The 15,803-nt window shown below is 66.2% G+C and carries 14 protein-coding genes; 10 read left to right on the top strand and 4 right to left on the bottom strand.

Going from position 1 to position 15,803, the window contains the following annotated elements; all coding sequences use genetic code 11:
* Positions 1-97: 97 nt before the first annotated feature.
* Together NL241_RS07850 and NL241_RS07845 are read right to left on the bottom strand one after the other, a co-directional pair.
* Positions 98-1,207 (bottom strand): adenosine deaminase family protein, encoded by a 1,110-nt coding sequence (locus tag NL241_RS07850; protein ID WP_494397234.1) that lies wholly within the window; start codon positions 1,205-1,207, stop codon positions 98-100.
* Between the two features lie 18 nt (positions 1,208-1,225).
* On the bottom strand, positions 1,226-2,161 hold the full coding sequence (locus tag NL241_RS07845; RefSeq protein WP_494397233.1) for an isopenicillin N synthase family dioxygenase: 936 nt from the start codon (positions 2,159-2,161) through the stop codon (positions 1,226-1,228).
* A gap of 86 nt (positions 2,162-2,247) precedes the next feature.
* Between NL241_RS07845 and NL241_RS07840 the strand changes: the two genes are divergently transcribed.
* From NL241_RS07840 to deoD, 6 genes are all read left to right on the top strand, one after another.
* A complete protein-coding gene (locus tag NL241_RS07840; protein ID WP_494397232.1) occupies positions 2,248-3,294 on the top strand; it encodes an Lrp/AsnC family transcriptional regulator in 1,047 nt (348 codons plus the stop codon).
* 289 nt (positions 3,295-3,583) lie between these two features.
* Positions 3,584-4,477, top strand: a complete 894-nt coding sequence (locus NL241_RS07835; protein ID WP_494397231.1) for an ABC transporter permease — start codon at positions 3,584-3,586, stop codon at positions 4,475-4,477.
* Positions 4,474-5,319 carry an ABC transporter permease gene (locus NL241_RS07830; RefSeq protein ID WP_487690662.1) on the top strand — a complete coding sequence of 282 codons (846 nt, stop codon included), beginning with the start codon at positions 4,474-4,476 and terminating at the stop codon, positions 5,317-5,319. The genes NL241_RS07835 and NL241_RS07830 overlap by 4 nt, the downstream gene beginning before the upstream one ends.
* 35 nt (positions 5,320-5,354) lie before the next feature.
* Positions 5,355-6,428, top strand: a complete 1,074-nt coding sequence (locus NL241_RS07825) for an ABC transporter substrate-binding protein (protein WP_494397230.1) — start codon at positions 5,355-5,357, stop codon at positions 6,426-6,428.
* Positions 6,425-7,198 carry an ABC transporter ATP-binding protein gene (locus NL241_RS07820; RefSeq protein ID WP_487690658.1) on the top strand — a complete coding sequence of 258 codons (774 nt, stop codon included), beginning with the start codon at positions 6,425-6,427 and terminating at the stop codon, positions 7,196-7,198. Before NL241_RS07825 ends, NL241_RS07820 begins: the two co-directional genes overlap by 4 nt.
* The gene (deoD, locus tag NL241_RS07815; protein WP_494397229.1) at positions 7,198-7,914 is read left to right on the top strand and encodes a purine-nucleoside phosphorylase; all 717 of its coding nucleotides are present in this window, start codon (positions 7,198-7,200) and stop codon (positions 7,912-7,914) included. The genes NL241_RS07820 and deoD overlap by 1 nt, the downstream gene beginning before the upstream one ends.
* A gap of 122 nt (positions 7,915-8,036) precedes the next feature.
* Here the strand turns inward: deoD and NL241_RS07810 are convergent, their stop codons facing one another.
* On the bottom strand, positions 8,037-8,543 hold the full coding sequence (locus NL241_RS07810) for an Lrp/AsnC family transcriptional regulator (RefSeq protein ID WP_487690655.1): 507 nt from the start codon (positions 8,541-8,543) through the stop codon (positions 8,037-8,039).
* Between the two features lie 146 nt (positions 8,544-8,689).
* Here NL241_RS07810 and NL241_RS07805 point away from each other — a divergent pair, with 146 nt between their 5' ends.
* On the top strand, positions 8,690-12,148 hold the full coding sequence (locus NL241_RS07805; protein ID WP_494397228.1) for an indolepyruvate ferredoxin oxidoreductase family protein: 3,459 nt from the start codon (positions 8,690-8,692) through the stop codon (positions 12,146-12,148).
* Here NL241_RS07805 and NL241_RS07800 read toward each other — a convergent pair.
* Positions 12,137-12,823, bottom strand: coding sequence for a FadR/GntR family transcriptional regulator (locus tag NL241_RS07800; RefSeq protein WP_487690651.1), 687 nt, complete (start codon positions 12,821-12,823; stop codon positions 12,137-12,139). The two genes, NL241_RS07805 and NL241_RS07800, sit on opposite strands and share 12 nt — an antisense overlap.
* Before the next feature lie 89 nt (positions 12,824-12,912).
* Here NL241_RS07800 and NL241_RS07795 point away from each other — a divergent pair, with 89 nt between their 5' ends.
* From NL241_RS07795 to NL241_RS07785, 3 genes are read left to right on the top strand one after another with little or no spacing between them, the layout of a single operon-like run.
* Positions 12,913-13,671 (top strand): gamma-glutamyl-gamma-aminobutyrate hydrolase family protein, encoded by a 759-nt coding sequence (locus NL241_RS07795; RefSeq protein ID WP_494397227.1) that lies wholly within the window; start codon positions 12,913-12,915, stop codon positions 13,669-13,671.
* The gene (locus NL241_RS07790) at positions 13,668-14,435 is read left to right on the top strand and encodes an SDR family NAD(P)-dependent oxidoreductase (protein ID WP_487690647.1); all 768 of its coding nucleotides are present in this window, start codon (positions 13,668-13,670) and stop codon (positions 14,433-14,435) included. Before NL241_RS07795 ends, NL241_RS07790 begins: the two co-directional genes overlap by 4 nt.
* Positions 14,420-15,802, top strand: coding sequence for a glutamine synthetase family protein (locus tag NL241_RS07785; RefSeq protein WP_487690645.1), 1,383 nt, complete (start codon positions 14,420-14,422; stop codon positions 15,800-15,802). Before NL241_RS07790 ends, NL241_RS07785 begins: the two co-directional genes overlap by 16 nt.
* Position 15,803: the final 1 nt, after the last annotated feature.

Below are 15,803 nucleotides of genomic sequence, written 5' to 3'. Positions count from 1 at the left end.
GGTGATCAACAGCGCCGTGCGGATCTGATCACGGGTTTGTCGCGAACGGGCTCGGCTCGACGCCGGGGTTGCGAGATCTGCGGAGGCTACCTGGCAGTCAGCGCAGGGCCGCCACCTCGTCCCGTACCGGGCTGCGTGGGTCCGCGGTCAGCGCATCGATCTCCGCGAACCAGGATTCTCGGACAGTGCTGGCTGACTCGTCGGGCAGCCAGGCGATATCGAAGGACGCCCTGGCGGCCGCCGCCAGATCCTGCTTGGACCAGCTCAGCTTGGCCGCAAGGTTGGCGTAGCACTGCGCCAGATCGGTGTGATGGAGCTCCGGGTCGTCGGTTCCGATCGCCATCGGCACACCCGCGTCGTTCAACATCGTCCACGCCTGCGTGTATGGGATACCGGCGTGCAATCCACCCAGCGCGTAACTGTCCGGGGTGAAGGTCAGGGGCGTCCCGGCCGCTGCCAGCCGCGACAGGATCGCGCCGTCGTCGACGGCCATCCACCCGTGGTCGATCCGGTCCAGCCCGATGTCGAGTGCAGCGGTCACGTCTTCGATGACGTCGGCGTGGCCGGTGAGCAGAAAGCCCTCGTCACGAGCGCGCTGATAGGCCGGCGCCAGCGCTTCGAAAGGCACGCTGCGATGGTCGCCGTCGTTGCCGTAGCCCAGGATCGGCACACCTTGTTCGCGCAAGCCCACGGTCTGCTCGACGAGCTGCATCGCAACATCCGGGCCGTCGAACCGATGCAGTTCGACGATGATTCCGCCGGTGAGCCCGAGTTCGCCGGCGGCGGTGGCGAACGCTTCACCGACAGCCCGCAGCATCACGTCGGGTTCCATGCCGATCTGCTGGCGGTGCAGGTCGGGCGTGCACAGCAGTTCCAGGTGGCGCACGCCGCGGTCGTAGGCGGCCGCGATCATGTGCAGCGCGCCGAGCGTCACCGTGGCGGCGTCGCCCCACAGGCTGACCGCTTTGTCGAGGTCGTCGAAGAACTTCCCGACTCCGCGATTGTCATAGGCGCTTCGACGTTCCGCCTCAGTCTGCGGACGGCCGCTGCGTGCCGACAACGCCGCCATCTGGGCCGGCGACAGCGAGCCCATGTGGTGCATGTGCATCTCAGCTTTTGGCACACGACGAGCGAGCAGGCGTAGCTCGTCGTCGGGCTCCATCGGGGTGCGGTCCTCGGTTTCTCCGGGGTCGCGGGTGGACGGCATCGGTTCCTCCTGTCTGGGTCAGGCTTCGATCGCGAGGTCGTACTTCGCGAAGTACTGGGACTCCCACTCGAACGGCGTGGTGGGCGGATAGCGCGGAGGTTCGCCGCCGGTGCATGTGCTGAGCGGTTCGATGATGGTGTCGATGGAGGGCCCCTGGAACAGCGTGAGCGAGGTACGCCGGGTCCCCTTCTGTTCGGGCAGCAGTACCCGGTGCCGGGTGGCGATGAAGCGGTCGTTGGTCCACCGCTCCATCAGCTCACCGATGTTGATGACGAAGGCGTCGTCGCGCACGGGCACGGTCATGAAGTGCCCGTCCGTGCGGAGCACTTCCAGTCCGTCGTACTCACCGCGCTGGTGCAGGATGGTCAGCGTTCCCGAGTCTTTGTGCTCGCGCAGCGCAATTGTGTTGTCGCCGTGGATATGTCCGCCTTCGTAATGGTTGATCGCAAAGGTGCTGACCTGGTGTTCGAAGAACGGGGTGAAGTGGTCGGCGGGCAGGTCGAGCGCTTGGGCGAACAGCGACATCAGTGTCAGCCCAAGGCGTTTCTCCGCCTCGATCAGCGCTTCGAGTGAGGCGCGCAGGCCCGGCACCTCCGGCCACACATTGGTCTGAAAGTACCCGTGGTATTTGGCGTCGATGCCTCGGGCTGCGGCATCTTCGGCCGAGCCGATGTCGCACACCTGCAGCCGCTGCTGGATCACGAGGTCACCGGATCGGGGCCGGCGTTCCCAGCCGCGAAACGGATGTGGGTGTTTCCATTGTGTTTTGGCGCTCTCGGGTAGGGCCATCAGCTCGTCGGCGCTGCGGTAGGCAGCGTTGATCAGGTCGGCGGGCACACCATGTCCGATGATCTGGAAGAAGCCCACGTCGACGGCGGCATGCCGGATGGCGTCGACGGTGGACTGCTTTGCCGACCCTGTGATGGCGTCACGGATGTCGATTACAGGAATCATGCGATCCCGGCGTCCTTTCGGCCCGGCCACGACATGACGGCGCCTGCTGGACGCCCTCAGGGGACCGGAAATTCGGTTCAGAAGTTGTGCCGGCGCGAAAGTCTGGCAACATTACGGCCATCACCGACGGTTTGAGTATTGGCGAATTGATTGCGAGCGTCAACTTGAGCAACACAATCGTAACCCCCACATGGCCGGGGCTTGACGAATTGGACTTCCGGATCATCGCGCTGCTCCAGCGGGACGGTCGCGCCTCCTTCGCCCGGATGGCCCAGGCGCTGGGATCTGCGGTGGCCACGGTGCGGCAGCGCCATGAGCGGCTGGCCAGAGAGGGTTACATCCGCGCGGTGGCCCTTGTCGATCCCGCGCGATTGGGCCGCGGGGTGGTCAGCCACCTCGAGATCAGGACCGCCGGCGAGGCAGAGCAGGTGGTGGACGAGCTACGTAACATCGACGAAATCGCTTGGTTGGCCATCGGTTTGGACTATCAGACGATTTACGCTCAGCTCAGCACCGCAAGCAACGCGACCTTGGTGACGTTGCTCAACAAACGGGTCCGCCCCCTACCGGGGGTCGGATCCATCTGCAGCTCGATCCAGCTGAGGAGCTGGTCACCGACGTTCCTTTACGCAGGCTCGCCGATACCGGTGCCATCGGAGCCTTCCGGCGAAGAAGCACCGTGGGCCGGAAATGACGACTATGCGTGCGTCGACGACATCGACCGCGGACTACTGGAATGCCTCGAGGTCGACGCGCGCATGACGGTGACGGCGATGACCGAGCGGGTCGGGCTCTCGGTCCCCGCCACCCGTCAGCGGCTGATGAAGCTGTTGGCCAACGGCACCGCCCGGATCCGCATCCGGCCAGATCCCTTGTCCGACAAGATTATGCCAATCCGCCTCAACATCTTCATCGATTGCGACAGCTCGCTCGCCGCGCAGCGACTGGCGGGACTCCCGCACGTCACCTACATCATGGAGTCCACGGGTCCGGCGATCCTCCGCATGGAGTTGCTCTGCTTCGATGAGGCCCACCTCAGATCCAGTTATCTCGCGGTATGTGCGGTGCCCGGCGTAGCTGCCGTCGAGATCGTCCGTTACGCCCGGGTGGTCCTGCACGCCGGCCACTGGTGAGACCACTGAACACAACAGAAGCGTGACGTCATAGGGCGATTCCCGAGCTCAGAGTGTTGCCTGCACCGCATCACACGACAGACACGAACGTCGGCAATGTGACAGATGATCGACCTGCATGACGATCGTGTTACTCAGATTGACGCAGTGCACCACCGCTGCTTGACTCGTTTTCATCGACCTACCGAAAGTGTTGCGAAACAGCGCTGTCGCAACAGTGTCGAACAATCTCACCGTGGTCCGCCAGCGATCGGCGCCGGACCGCCTCTTTCGCGAAAGGGCACTCAGCATGCCGCGTGCCGTCCCCGCATCGGGTCCCCGTATGGGCCACGCCGGTGAGCCTGCCGCCGCGGCATCCGAGCGACGGGCCAGCCGCGGCGACGCACCTTCGCGGCGGGGCAAGGGCACCCTGCTCCGGGCACTCGGCGCACTGCCAGGACGTAGCTTGCTGCTGACCGTGCTTGTGTTGCTGGGGATGTGGCAGTTCACCACGACTCTTCTTCTCCCCGATTCACCTGCGCTCATACCGCCGCAGGACGTGGCACGGGCACTGTGGGACGACCGCGAGCTCCTGATCACCAACACCGTCGCGACGGTGCGAGTCGCCGTCCTCGGCTTCGCCCTCGGCAATCTGGTGGCTTTCGCTCTGGCGATCGTGTTCGTGCTGTCCCGCACCGCCGAGAGGGTTCTCGCGCAGTTCACCGTTGCCCTGTACGCCCTACCCACGCTCGTGCTCGCACCGATCCTGACGTTCCTGCTCGGACCCGAGAACACGAAGATCACCGTCGCCGCGCTCGTCGCGTTCTTCCCGACTCTCGTCAGCGTCACCACCGGCCTTCGCTCCCCCGGCCGCGACACCATCGACCTGGTGCGTTCGCTGGGCGGTTCGAGGTGGACCGCGCTGGTGAAAGTGCGCCTGCGATGGTCAATTCCGTACCTGTGTGACGGCATGCGGGTGGCGGTTCCCGGCGCTCTCCTGGGCGCGATCGCCAGCGAATGGCTGGGGGCCGACGTCGGCCTCGGAGTGTTCATGGTCAACGCACTCGGTTACCTCAACACGGCCAGGGTATGGGCCTCCTGTGTTGTCTGCGTGTGCCTGACGTTGGTCGGATACGCGGCCGTCGGCGTCTTCAACATCCTGGTGAATCGGTGGTACATCGACAGCACGCGGAACCCGGCATGACCGCCGCCGGGGCCGTCGCCGACAACCGTGCATCGGTGGCAGCACAGGTTGCCGCCAAGATCGCCGGCACCTTTGGTTGGCTCGCAGCAACGTTCGTGCTGATCGGCCTGCTGTGGGAAATAACCGTACGGGCATTGAGCCTCGATTCGTTCGGCACCAAGTCCGCCGGCGACGTCCTCGCCTACCTGTTCACCGTGCCGGCGGCAGCGGAGCACCGCGCCGAGCTGACCACGGCGCTGGGCCAGACGGCTTTTCACGCCGTTGCCGGCTTCGCCGCCGGGACTGCGGTGGGTATCGCGTTGGCGCTGGCCCTGGTGGCGGTACCGGCATTGCAACGCCCCGTGATTCCGCTGCTGCTGCTCACTCAGGCGGTGCCGATCCTGGCCGTCCTGCCGCTGTTCATCCTGATCCTCGGGCGTGGACTCGTGGTCACGATCGTGATCACGACGCTGGCAGTGTTCTTCCCGATGTTCGTCATGGTGACCCAGGGGCTGCGCAGCCCGCGATCGGCGCATCTCGACTACTTCGCCAGCCTCAACGCTTCTCCCGCCCAGATCCTGCTGCGACTGCGGATCCCCTCGGCGGTGCCGAGCCTGTTCGCCGCAACCAGGGTCAGCGTGCCCAGCGCGATGTTCGGGGCCATCGTCTCCGAGTGGTTGGCGACCGGTAACGGTTTGGGCTATCTGATGACCGGGGCGGCAGCCGGCGTGGGCGGTTACAGCAAGCTCTGGGCTGCCGTCGCGCTGACGACCGCTTTCACCATGGTCTGGTACGCCCTCGTCACCGCCGCCGAAACCGTCGCGCTGGGCAGATTCGCACCCGAGCGCCTGCGCACCGACTAGTCCTTCACTACCGCACAATCGTGAGGAGTACGACCATGAAGTCCGTTGTGAACAAACAGCTTTCCCGTCGACAAGTGCTCACCGGCACCGCCAGGCTGGCGGGCGGGCTGGCCCTGCTCGGCGGTTCCGCGGCCGCGCTGAGCGCCTGCTCGTCGGCATCGCAGGGCACCCAGCCCACCTCGTCGTTCCCCTATCAGCTGTCCTGGACCAAGGATTACGAGTTTGCGGGCAGTTACATCGCCGACTCGAAAGGGTATTGGCGTGACCAGGACTTGACGGTGGAACTGCTAGCCGGCGGACCGTCCACCCAGTCACTGCAATCACTGGCCGCCGGGCAGGCGATGATCGCCAGCGACCAGGTCAGCAATGTCGCCAAGATGGTTGCCGAAGAAGGCATCGCACTCAAGGTAGTGGGTGCGCTGTTCCAGAAGAACGGTCTGAACATTCTCTCCCGCCAGAACATGCCGATCCGGTCACCGAAGGACCTGGAAGGCAAGCGGATCGGCGTGTTCCCGTCCAACGACCCCGCCTGGTCGCTGTTCCTGGATCTCAACGGCGTGGACCGCGCGACGATCACGGAGGTGCCCGTCCAATTCGACGTCACCCCGTTGATCTCCGAGGAGGTGGACGGTTTCCAGGGGTACGCAGGCGGTGAGCTGACCACGCTGCGTTCACACGGCGTCGATCCGGTGGTGATGCTGTTGGCCGACTTCGGCTACAACCCGGTGTCGGCCGGCTACGTTGTGCGCGCCGAGTCGCTCGAGGACCCGGCACAGCGCGAACAGGTCAGCGCGTTCCTGCGCGGCGAGATCCTTGGCTGGCAGGATGTGGTGTACAACAACGCCATCGACGAAGGGGCGGCGCTCACCGTCAACGAATACGGCAAGAACCTGGGTTTGGATCTGGCCACTCAAACCGAAAGCCTGAAGGCGCTCATCCCGTACATCTCTACGCCAACCACCGACCAGCACGGCCTGTTGTGGATGTCCGACGAATCCATCAAATCCTCACAACAGGTGATCGACCAGGCCAAGCTCGATGTGCAGGTCGCCGACATCGTGACGACAGACCTGCTCAGTGAGATCTACGACGGGCAGAACCGGTTGTGAGCACCGTGGAAGACACCGGCTTGATCCTGGAAGACGTCACCAAGACGTTCCGGCTTAAGGGGTCGGAAATTGTAGCGCTCGACCATGTTTCGGTGCATGTCAAACCAGGGTCACTGGTGTCGCTGGTGGGGCCCTCCGGCTGCGGCAAGTCCACCGCCCTGCGCATCCTGGGCGGCCTCGAGGCGCCGACATCGGGACGCGCCCTCGTCGGCGGTGAGGCACCCGAGGAGGCCCGCGCGCGGCATCACCTGTCCATCGCGTTCCAGGACGCCGCGCTGCTGCCGTGGCGCAGCGTCACCGCCAACATCGCCTTGGCGCTGGAGATCACCGGGAAGCAGACAGACAAGGCGGCCGTCGCCGACATCATCGATCTCGTCGGATTGACGGGGTTCGAATCCGCCAAACCCGCTCAGCTCTCCGGTGGCATGCGACAGCGTGTGGCAATTGCGCGGGCGCTGATCACCGAGCCGCGAACCTTGCTACTCGACGAGCCCTTCGGGGCTCTGGACGACCTCACCCGCCGGCGGCTCAACCTCGAACTCATGCGCATCTGGTCCGAGCGCGAACTGACTACGCTGTTGGTCACCCACGGCATCAGTGAGGCGGTGTTCCTGTCCGACACCATCGTGGTGATGTCCGCACGGCCCGGCCGCGTCAATGCAGTCATACCCGTCGACCTGCCGCGCCCCAGGACACCAGAGCTCTTGCGCAGCCCCGAGTTCCACGCACTGGAGGACGCCGTATCCGGCCGGCTGTTCCAGGAGGTGTGATGGCCGCACCGACAGCTCACATCGAAGCCGTTCGCGGTGCCATCTCGGAGCGCGTGCTCCTGCCGGGGGATCCCCGTCGTGCCGAACACATCGCGCAGCGTTTCCTCGACGACGCGAGTTGTTACAACCGGGTGCGCAACATGTCCGGGTTCACCGGGGTATATCGGGGGGAACGGATATCGGTGCAGGGCACCGGTATGGGTATGCCCTCGATTGCCTTGTACGCCACCGAATTGTTCCGGTACTACGGCGTCACAACCGCCATTCGGGTGGGCACCTGCGGTGCCATACAACCGGGTCTGCCGCTCAGAGAAGTCATCATCGGCACCGCTGCCCACACCGATTCGGCCATGTCGGCCAACATCTTCGGCCCCGTTCACTACGCGCCGGCAGCAGATTTCGCCCTGGCGCAGACGGCGTGGCGTAGGTGCCGTGAACTGTCCGTTCCGGCCCGCGTCGGCAGCGTCTACTCCACCGACAACTTCTACGGCGGTGACCCGCAGGTCACTGCCCTGCTCGAAAAATACGGAGTGCTCGCCGTGGACATGGAAGCGGCGGCCCTCTACCTGGTGGCCGCGGCGCACGGTGCGCGCGCACTGACCTTGTTGACGGTGACCGACGGGGTGGACCACCAGATCGATCTTGATGCCGGCGAGCGTCAGAACACTCTCGACACGATGATCGAAGTGGCTTTGGACACCCTTATCGAGGCGTGATCATGGTCGACCGCCGAGGTGTTCGGCCACGAACTTCTCCACTGCGTGGAACATGTTGGTCGGTGTCGGAGCCGTCCGTGTCCATGCCACCAGCGCAGACCAACTGTCGCGTCATGCGCACATCAGACCTCCGGCGCCGGCGTGGCCCTGCCCCACCCGGAGCGCTCCGTCAGTGCCCGCAACAACGGAGTGATCCGGTACGGCAGCGGCGTCGTCAGCGCCAGCGTCGTGCTGGAATGCCGGACGCCGGGCAGTGACACGATCTGCTCCACCAGGTGTTGCAGATCGGCCTGACTGACGGTGGCCACGCGCACCAGCAGATCCTCCCGGCCGGTGGTGGCGTGCACTTCCAGCACTTCCGGGATGTCGGCCATACTGCGCGCGATCGCCGACAGTTCACTCTGGCGGACTTCGAGCGCCACGAACGCCTGGACCGCGACCCCCACCGCGGCCAGATCGATGTCGGGCTGGAATCCACGCAGCACCGTCGCTTCGGTCAGCCTCCGCAACCGGGCCTGAACGGTGTTGCGGGCCACCCCGAGCGCCGACGCCAAGTCGCCGATGCCCACCCGGGCGTCGCGTGACAACGCTTCCAGCAGTCGCGCGTCGAGCCGGTCGATGTTGAGCATTGCGGTCACCTCGTAACGTGATGGACATCACTAACTGATCATTTCGCACAGTTGTAGTCGCAATAGTTGAACAAATCTTTCCTCGCGGCGAGGGTTGAAGTGTCCAAATCGGCAATTCGATGTTTCGGATGTGAGGTTGGCGGCCCATGAGCACCATCGATGACGTGAGGCGAGCGCCCCTGCACGCCGACCATCGCTACCGCACGGATTCCGGCCCGGTGCTGCTGACCGGCGTCCAGGCGATCGCGCGACTGCTCGTCGAACAGCACGAGCGCGACCGCAGGCAGGACATTGGGTCGGCCACCTTCGTCTCCGGCTACCAGGGCAGCCCTCTGGCCGGCCTGGACACCCTGCTGGCCGGCATCCCGGCACTGCGCACTGATCACGACGTCCGCCTGGTGCCCGGTCTCAACGAGGAGTTGGCCGCGACATCGGTGTGGGGCAGCCAGCTCGAGCTGCCGGCCGGGAACCGCACCCACGACGGCATCATCGGCGTCTGGTACGGCAAGGGGCCGGGTCTGGACCGGGCCGGTGATGCCATGCGGCACATGAACACCTACGGAATCCACCCCAAGGGTGGGGTGCTGGCCCTGGTGGGCGACGACCCTGCGGCCAAGTCGTCCACCGTTCCGGCCGCCAGCGAACGGACTCTGGCCGCGCTGAACATGCCGATCGTGTTCCCGCGCAACGCCGAAGAGGTCGTCAGCTTCGGGTTGCACGCCATCGCGCTGTCGCGGGCGTCGGGCTGCGCGGTCGCGATGAAGCTGGTGACCGATGTCGCCGACGGACTGTGGACCTTCGACCAGGATGTCAGCGCACTGCCCATCACCGTTCCCGCCATCACCTGGCAGGGCACCCCGTGGACCTATCGCCAGCGGGTCATGGCCTCGCCCCCCGACAGCGTGCTGGCTGAGGCCGACCTGTACGGCCCCCGATGGGAGATGGTGCACGCGTTCAACGACGCCAACGATCTCGACAGCATCGAGATCGACCCGCCGCACGCCTGGTTGGGCATCGTCGCCGTGGGCACCGCACACGACGCGCTGCGCGGGGCGCTGGCCGACCTGGGCCTCGACGAGGACACCGTGGCGGCCGCCGGTATCCGCCTCATGCGGGTCGGCATGCCCTACCCCCTGGGTCGGCGCAAGATCCGTGAGCTCGCCCGCGGAGTGGAGACGGTGCTGGTGGTCGAGGACAAGACCGCATTCGTCGAATCGCAGGTCAAAGACATCCTGTACGGGACGGCATCCGCTCCCGCGCTGCTGGGCAAGCGCGACCACGACGGCAGCCTCCTGGTTCCCGCCGACGGTGAACTGACGGCTGCGCGCCTGATGGCGCCGCTGCGACGGGTCCTGCGCGGCCGCGTCGAGTTGCCCTCGGCCACCCGCGGACCGATCCCCCTGACGGTGCTGCCGACCACGCGCACTCCGTACTTCTGCTCCGGCTGTCCCCACAACAGGTCGACGGCGGTTCCGGCCGGCTCGCTGGCCGGCGGCGGGATCGGTTGCCACACCCTGGTGACGATGTCGGGGCGCACCGATTCGCAGGTCACCGGGCTCACCCAGATGGGCGGTGAGGGCAGCCAGTGGATCGGGCAGGCCCCCTTCACCGATGTCGGGCACATCTTCCAGAACGTCGGTGACGGCACTTATTTCCACTCCGGCCAGCTGGCGGTGCAAGCGTGCATCGCCGCGGGGGTGAACATCACCTACAAGATCCTCTACAACAGCGCAGTCGCGATGACGGGCGCCCAGGACGCCGAGGGCGGATTGCCCGTCGCGGACCTCACCCACAAGCTGACCGCCGAGGGCGTCGCGAAGATCATCGTCTGCGCCGACGAGCCGGAACGCCATGCCGGCTCCCAGTTTGCTGCAGGCACGGCGCTCTGGCACCGGGACCGCCTCGACGAGGCCCAGCGCATTCTGCGCGACGTCCCCGGCGTCACCGTGTTGATCTATGACCAGCAGTGTGCGGCGGAAGCCCGACGCAAGCGCAAGCGCGGAAAACTCCCGGTGCGACGCACCCGGGTGATCATCAACGAAGCGGTCTGCGAGGGCTGCGGTGACTGCGGTGTGAAGTCCAACTGTCTGTCGGTGCAGCCCGTCGACACCGAGTTCGGCCGCAAGACCCGCATCGATCAGACCGGCTGCAACACCGACTACAGCTGCCTCGACGGCGAGTGCCCGTCGTTCGTCACCGTCGAGGTACACGAGGAGCCGGTCTCGGCAACGCACACTCCACCCACCCCGCCAACCGTCACCGAACCCGAACTGCCGCAGGTGCATTCGCCTTACAACGTGTTCCTGGCCGGAATCGGCGGCACCGGCATCGTCACGGTCAACCAGGTGCTGGGCACCGCGGCGCTGCGCGCCGGCCTGCACGTGCAGGGGCTCGATCAGACCGGGTTGAGCCAGAAAGCCGGGCCCGTCACCTCACACCTGCGGATCAGCCCGACGCCGACACCGACGTCCAACCGTATCCGTCTCGACTCCGCGGATTGTGTGCTGGCTTTTGATCTGCTGACCGCGGCGGAACCCAAGAACGTGGCGCTGGCGTCGGCGCAGCGCACCACCACTGTGGTCTCGACCAGCCGCACCCCCACGGGGGCCATGGTCTACGACCCGACCGTCGCTTATCCCGCCGACGCTGAACTGCTCGGCCGGCTGGAGTCGGTGTCCCGCAACACTGTCACCATGGACGCCCTCGCGGCGGCAGAGATACTGTTCGGCAACACCACGGTGGCCAACTTCCTGTTGGTCGGCGCCGCGTATCAGGCTGGCGCGCTACCGATTCCGGAACAGTTCATCATCGACGCCATCGAATTCAACGGCGTCGCGGTTGCCGCCAACGTCGCCGCATTCCAGTGGGGACGGGTGGCGGTGGCCGACCCGACCACCTTCGCGGCGGCCACCTCGACACCCGTCGCGGCGCCGCGGACGCTGGCACCGGATCACCCGTTGCTGCGCAACTCGCCGTTGACCGGCGACACGGCGGTGCTGGCCGCTCGCCGCGCGGCCGAGCTCATCGCCTACCAGGGCCGGCGCGTGGCGGCCGACTATCTGCGTGAGGTCGAAAAAGTCTGGCGTGCCGAGCGTTCCGTCGGCGATGCCACGGCCTTCAGTGAGGCGGCGGCTCGTGGACTGCACAAACTCGCCGCGTACAAAGACGAGTACGAGGTCGCCCGGCTGTTGACCGATCCGGCTTTCCTCGACACCGTACGGGCCGAGGTTCCCGGGGCGCAGAACCTCACCTACAAGTTGCACCCGCCCACCCTCAAAGCGCTGGGCCGCGATCACAAGGTCGGATTCGGCCCCAGATCCCATGTTGCACTGCGGGTGCTCAAGCACGGAAAGCGGCTGCGCGGAACACCATTCGATCCGTTCGGTTACACCCGCATGCGGCGCCTCGAGCGGGCCCTGCTGGAGCAGTACCGGTCGTTGCTGTCCGAGGCGGCCGCGTCGCTGACCGCCGACACCTACCAGCGGGCCACCTCGATCGCGGAGGCCGCCGACCTGATCCGCGGCTACGAGGACGTCAAGCTGCGCAGTGTCGAGCGTTACCGGGCCCGGCTGCAGGAGTTGGGTGTCGAGACGTCAGCCCAATGACGCGTAGAAATGGTCGATCTCCCCGGTAGCGGTGGCGATATGCGTGCGCATGGCCTCTTCGGCGCCGTCGGGGTCCGCTGCGGCAATGGCATTGAGCACCGCTTCGTGCCCGGAGTGCGTCGAGGGCACCACCAGTTCGAAGTTCAACAGGTCGAGGGTGTCGAACATGGCGATCCGGGAGCTCTCCACCGCTTCGAGCAGTGGTGGGCAGTCGGCCCACTCCGCCAGCGTCAGGTGAAACCGTGAGTCGATGGACCGGAACGCCCCGACGTCGCTGACCTCGGTCAGACGGTCCAGATCGGCCTGCAGTACGGCCATGGCGTCGGCCGAGATGCGGCTGGCCGCGCGCCGGGCGGCCAGCGGTTCGACCGCCATCCGAAACTCCTGCAGCGCCAGCGCCTGTTCGTGACTCAAGCTGGGCCGGTAGTGGGCTCCGTGCTCCGGGCGTTTGACGAAGGCACCGCCCCCTGGGCCCCGCCTGATCTCGATGGCGCCTTCGCCTTCGAGGACGCGCAGCGCCTCGCGCAGCGTCACGCGTGACACCCCGAGCTGTTCGGCGTATTCGCGTTCCGGTGGTAGCCGCTCCCCCGGGGTCAGCCGACCCAGCCGGATCTCGCGATGCAGATGCGTGAGCACCACGCTGTAGGCGGTGGGCACGTGAACCCGAGACGTCATGACCGCACTCTAGTATCTTCCGCAACAGGGTCTATAGGTCTACACTTCATACCTACTCACCGATGTTTCCCACCGAGGAGGTTCGACGCATGCAGGACGCTCGGCCAGGCCACAGCTCGCCGCCGCTCATCGGCCTGACCGGACGCCGGGTGCCGGCGCTGGTTCTCGGTGTCCCCCACGGCTGGGCCGATGCCCCGATCGACGCGTACTTCAGCGAGTACGCGCAGTCGGTGACCGCCGCCGGCGGCCTGCCCGTGCACACTCCGATGACCGCCGACCCGCGAGAGCTGGCGCAGCGCTGCGACGGCTTCGTCTTCAGCGGCGGCGAGGATGTGGACCCGGTGCGCTACGGCGGTGCCATCACCCCGGCCACCACCGTCGTCGACCCGGCGCGCGACGAGTTCGAGATCGCGCTGCTGGAAGCGGCGCTGGCCCTGCAGAAACCGGTACTGGGTATCTGCCGCGGCGCGCAGCTGACCAACGTCGTGTGCGGCGGCACCCTGATGCCCGACCTGACCATCGGCCAGGGCGACTCGCACGCGTCCTACGCCTATCCGCGCACCCATCGTCGCCATGAAGTGCGGTTCGAAGACGGATCGCTGAGCCACCGCCTCTACGGTCCTCGCATCGCGGTCAACTCGTTTCACCATCAGGCGGTGGACCGGGCCGGCACCGGCATAGCCATCACCGGCCGCGCCGCCGACGGCGTGGTCGAGGCCATCGAAATCGAGGGCGCCCCCGTCCTCGGATTGCAGTGGCACCCCGAATGTTTCGATGTCGATCCGGCCTTCGGCTGGCTCGTCGACGTCAGCCGGATCCAGAACACCGACAGACAGGATGCAGCATGAATACACACCAGGACAAGGTCGCGTTCGTGACCGGCGCCGGTTCGGGCATAGGCCGCGCCATCGCCACGCGACTGGCCGCCGAGGGCGCCAAGGTGGTGGTCACCGACGTCGACCTCGACGCGGCGACAGCCACCGCAGACCTGTTGCGCGACGCCGGCGGTGCGGCGGTACCCGCCCGGGTCGACGTCCGGGACCGCGCCGAGATCAGTGCGGCCGCCGACCTGGCGATCAGCACTTGGGGCGCATTGCACTTGCTCGTCAACAACGCCGGAGTGGTCACGCCCCATTCGTTCTGGGACCTGACCGAGGAGGCCTGGGATACGGTGCTCGATATCAACCTCAAAGGCCAGTTCCTGGTGTCTCAGGAGGTCACCCGCCGGATCGCGGACTCCGGCGGTGGCGCGGTGGTCAACCTCTCGACGGTGGAGGCGTCAGTTGTGGTGACCTCCGGCGGCACCTCCCAGCCGCACTACAACGCCAGCAAGGCCGGTGTGCCGATGCTGACCAAGGCCATGGCACTGGAGTTGGCGCCCAACAACATTCGGGTCAATTGCATCGCCCCCGGGCCCATCGCCACCAACTTCTTCGACTACGACCTGGTGACCTCGGCGGCCGGCCTGGAGTTCCTCAAGCAGCGGGTGCTGCTCGGCCGGGTCGGCCAGCCCGACGACATCGCCAACGCGGCCAACTTCCTGCTCTCCGACCAGGCGTCCTACATCACCGGCATTCAGTTGCCGGTCGACGGTGGATGGCTGACCCGATGAAGGACTACCTACTGGACCCGAAAGAGCTGGGCGCCAATGGTATCCACACGGTTATCGTTGGCTCCCCTGATCTGCAGGGCAGGCTGGTGGGCCGGCGGGTGCCCGTCGAGTCCTTCGACCGGGTCGCCGAGGAAGGCGTCGAGGTCTGCACCGCCGTCTACGCCTGGGACGTCACCCAAGGACTTGACCTCATCGAGAGCGACGTGCTGGAGATGTGCAGCACCGCCAACGGCATTCCGGACGTCACCTTCCAGCCGGATCTGTCCACCCTGCGCCGCGCCGCCTGGCTCGACGGCGTCGCGGTGTGTCTTGCCGATCCCTATGACCCACGCAGCGACGAGTTCCTTCCGCTGTCACCGCGCACCATCCTCAAGCAGGAGATCGCCCGGCTGAAAGAGCTGGGTTTGCATGCCAAGACCGGCACCGAACTCGAGTTCTATCTCTTCCACAACGCGCCACGCGAACTGCGCGATGCCGGGTTCGCCGGCCTGCGGCCCACCACCGCCATTCCCGCGGATTTCCAGATCCACGAAGGCAACACCTTCGAACCGTTCTTCCGGGGGCTGCGCACAGCGCTGTACCAATCGGGCATCGAGGTCGAAGCCGCCCAATCGGAGTGGGGCACAGGGCAATGGGAGATGACGTTCCGCTACGGCGATCCCCTCGAGATGGCCGACCGCCACCTGCTGTACAAGCTGGCCGTGCGTGACTACGCCACTGCGGCCGGGATGAGTGCGACTTTCATGGCGCGGCCGCTCAACGGCCAGCCCGGGTCGTCCTGTCACGTGCACCTGTCCCTGGTAGACGATGACGGCACACCGGTGTTCTCCGATGGTTCGTCTCCGGTGTCCATGACGCCGACGATGACCCACGCCGTCGGCGGGGTGCTGGCCCACACCACCGACTACATGGCCTGGTACGCGCCGACGGTGAACTCCTACCGGCGGATCAACTCACACGAGGTCGCGGGCTGGGGACTGACGTGGGGTATGGACAACCGCACCACGTCGGTGCGGATCGTCGGACGCCGCCCGCAAGACCTGCGATTGGAGTTCCGGCTGCCCGGTGCCGATACCAATCCCTATCTCACCCTCGCCGCACTTCTGGCGTCGGTGCGCGACGGGGTGCAGAACTCGGTCGAACCGCCGGAGATGACAACCGGCAACGGTTACGCCACGGCCGTCGACCCCACCTTCCCCCGTCATCTCGGGGATGCCGCCGCGGCCCTGCGTAATTCGGCGTTCCTACGCGCCCAGCTCGGCGATTCCCTCGTCGATCACTTCGCCACCCTCACCGACTTCGAATGGGACTCGTTCCTCGGTGTGGTCAGTGGCTGGGACCTCGACCGCTACTTCGATCGGATCTGAG

It is taken from the genome of Mycolicibacterium sp. SMGY-1XX, assembly GCF_059132455.1.
This window is presented reverse-complemented; position numbering and strand designations above follow the sequence as displayed.

What these genes read in the sequence shown, in the direction of transcription:
- NL241_RS07850 (WP_494397234.1), bottom strand. Translation starts at nt 1,207, where the DNA reads ATGCCGTCCACCCGCGACCCCGGAGAAACCGAGGACCGCACCCCGATG.
- NL241_RS07845 (WP_494397233.1), bottom strand. Translation starts at nt 2,161, where the DNA reads ATGATTCCTGTAATCGACATCCGTGACGCCATCACAGGGTCGGCAAAG.
- NL241_RS07835 (WP_494397231.1), top strand. Translation starts at nt 3,584, where the DNA reads ATGCCGCGTGCCGTCCCCGCATCGGGTCCCCGTATGGGCCACGCCGGT.
- NL241_RS07830 (WP_487690662.1), top strand. Translation starts at nt 4,474, where the DNA reads ATGACCGCCGCCGGGGCCGTCGCCGACAACCGTGCATCGGTGGCAGCA.
- NL241_RS07825 (WP_494397230.1), top strand. Translation starts at nt 5,355, where the DNA reads ATGAAGTCCGTTGTGAACAAACAGCTTTCCCGTCGACAAGTGCTCACC.
- deoD (WP_494397229.1), top strand. Translation starts at nt 7,198, where the DNA reads ATGGCCGCACCGACAGCTCACATCGAAGCCGTTCGCGGTGCCATCTCG.
- NL241_RS07810 (WP_487690655.1), bottom strand. Translation starts at nt 8,543, where the DNA reads ATGCTCAACATCGACCGGCTCGACGCGCGACTGCTGGAAGCGTTGTCA.
- NL241_RS07805 (WP_494397228.1), top strand. Translation starts at nt 8,690, where the DNA reads ATGAGCACCATCGATGACGTGAGGCGAGCGCCCCTGCACGCCGACCAT.
- NL241_RS07800 (WP_487690651.1), bottom strand. Translation starts at nt 12,823, where the DNA reads ATGACGTCTCGGGTTCACGTGCCCACCGCCTACAGCGTGGTGCTCACG.
- NL241_RS07795 (WP_494397227.1), top strand. Translation starts at nt 12,913, where the DNA reads ATGCAGGACGCTCGGCCAGGCCACAGCTCGCCGCCGCTCATCGGCCTG.
- NL241_RS07790 (WP_487690647.1), top strand. Translation starts at nt 13,668, where the DNA reads ATGAATACACACCAGGACAAGGTCGCGTTCGTGACCGGCGCCGGTTCG.
- NL241_RS07785 (WP_487690645.1), top strand. Translation starts at nt 14,420, where the DNA reads ATGGCTGACCCGATGAAGGACTACCTACTGGACCCGAAAGAGCTGGGC.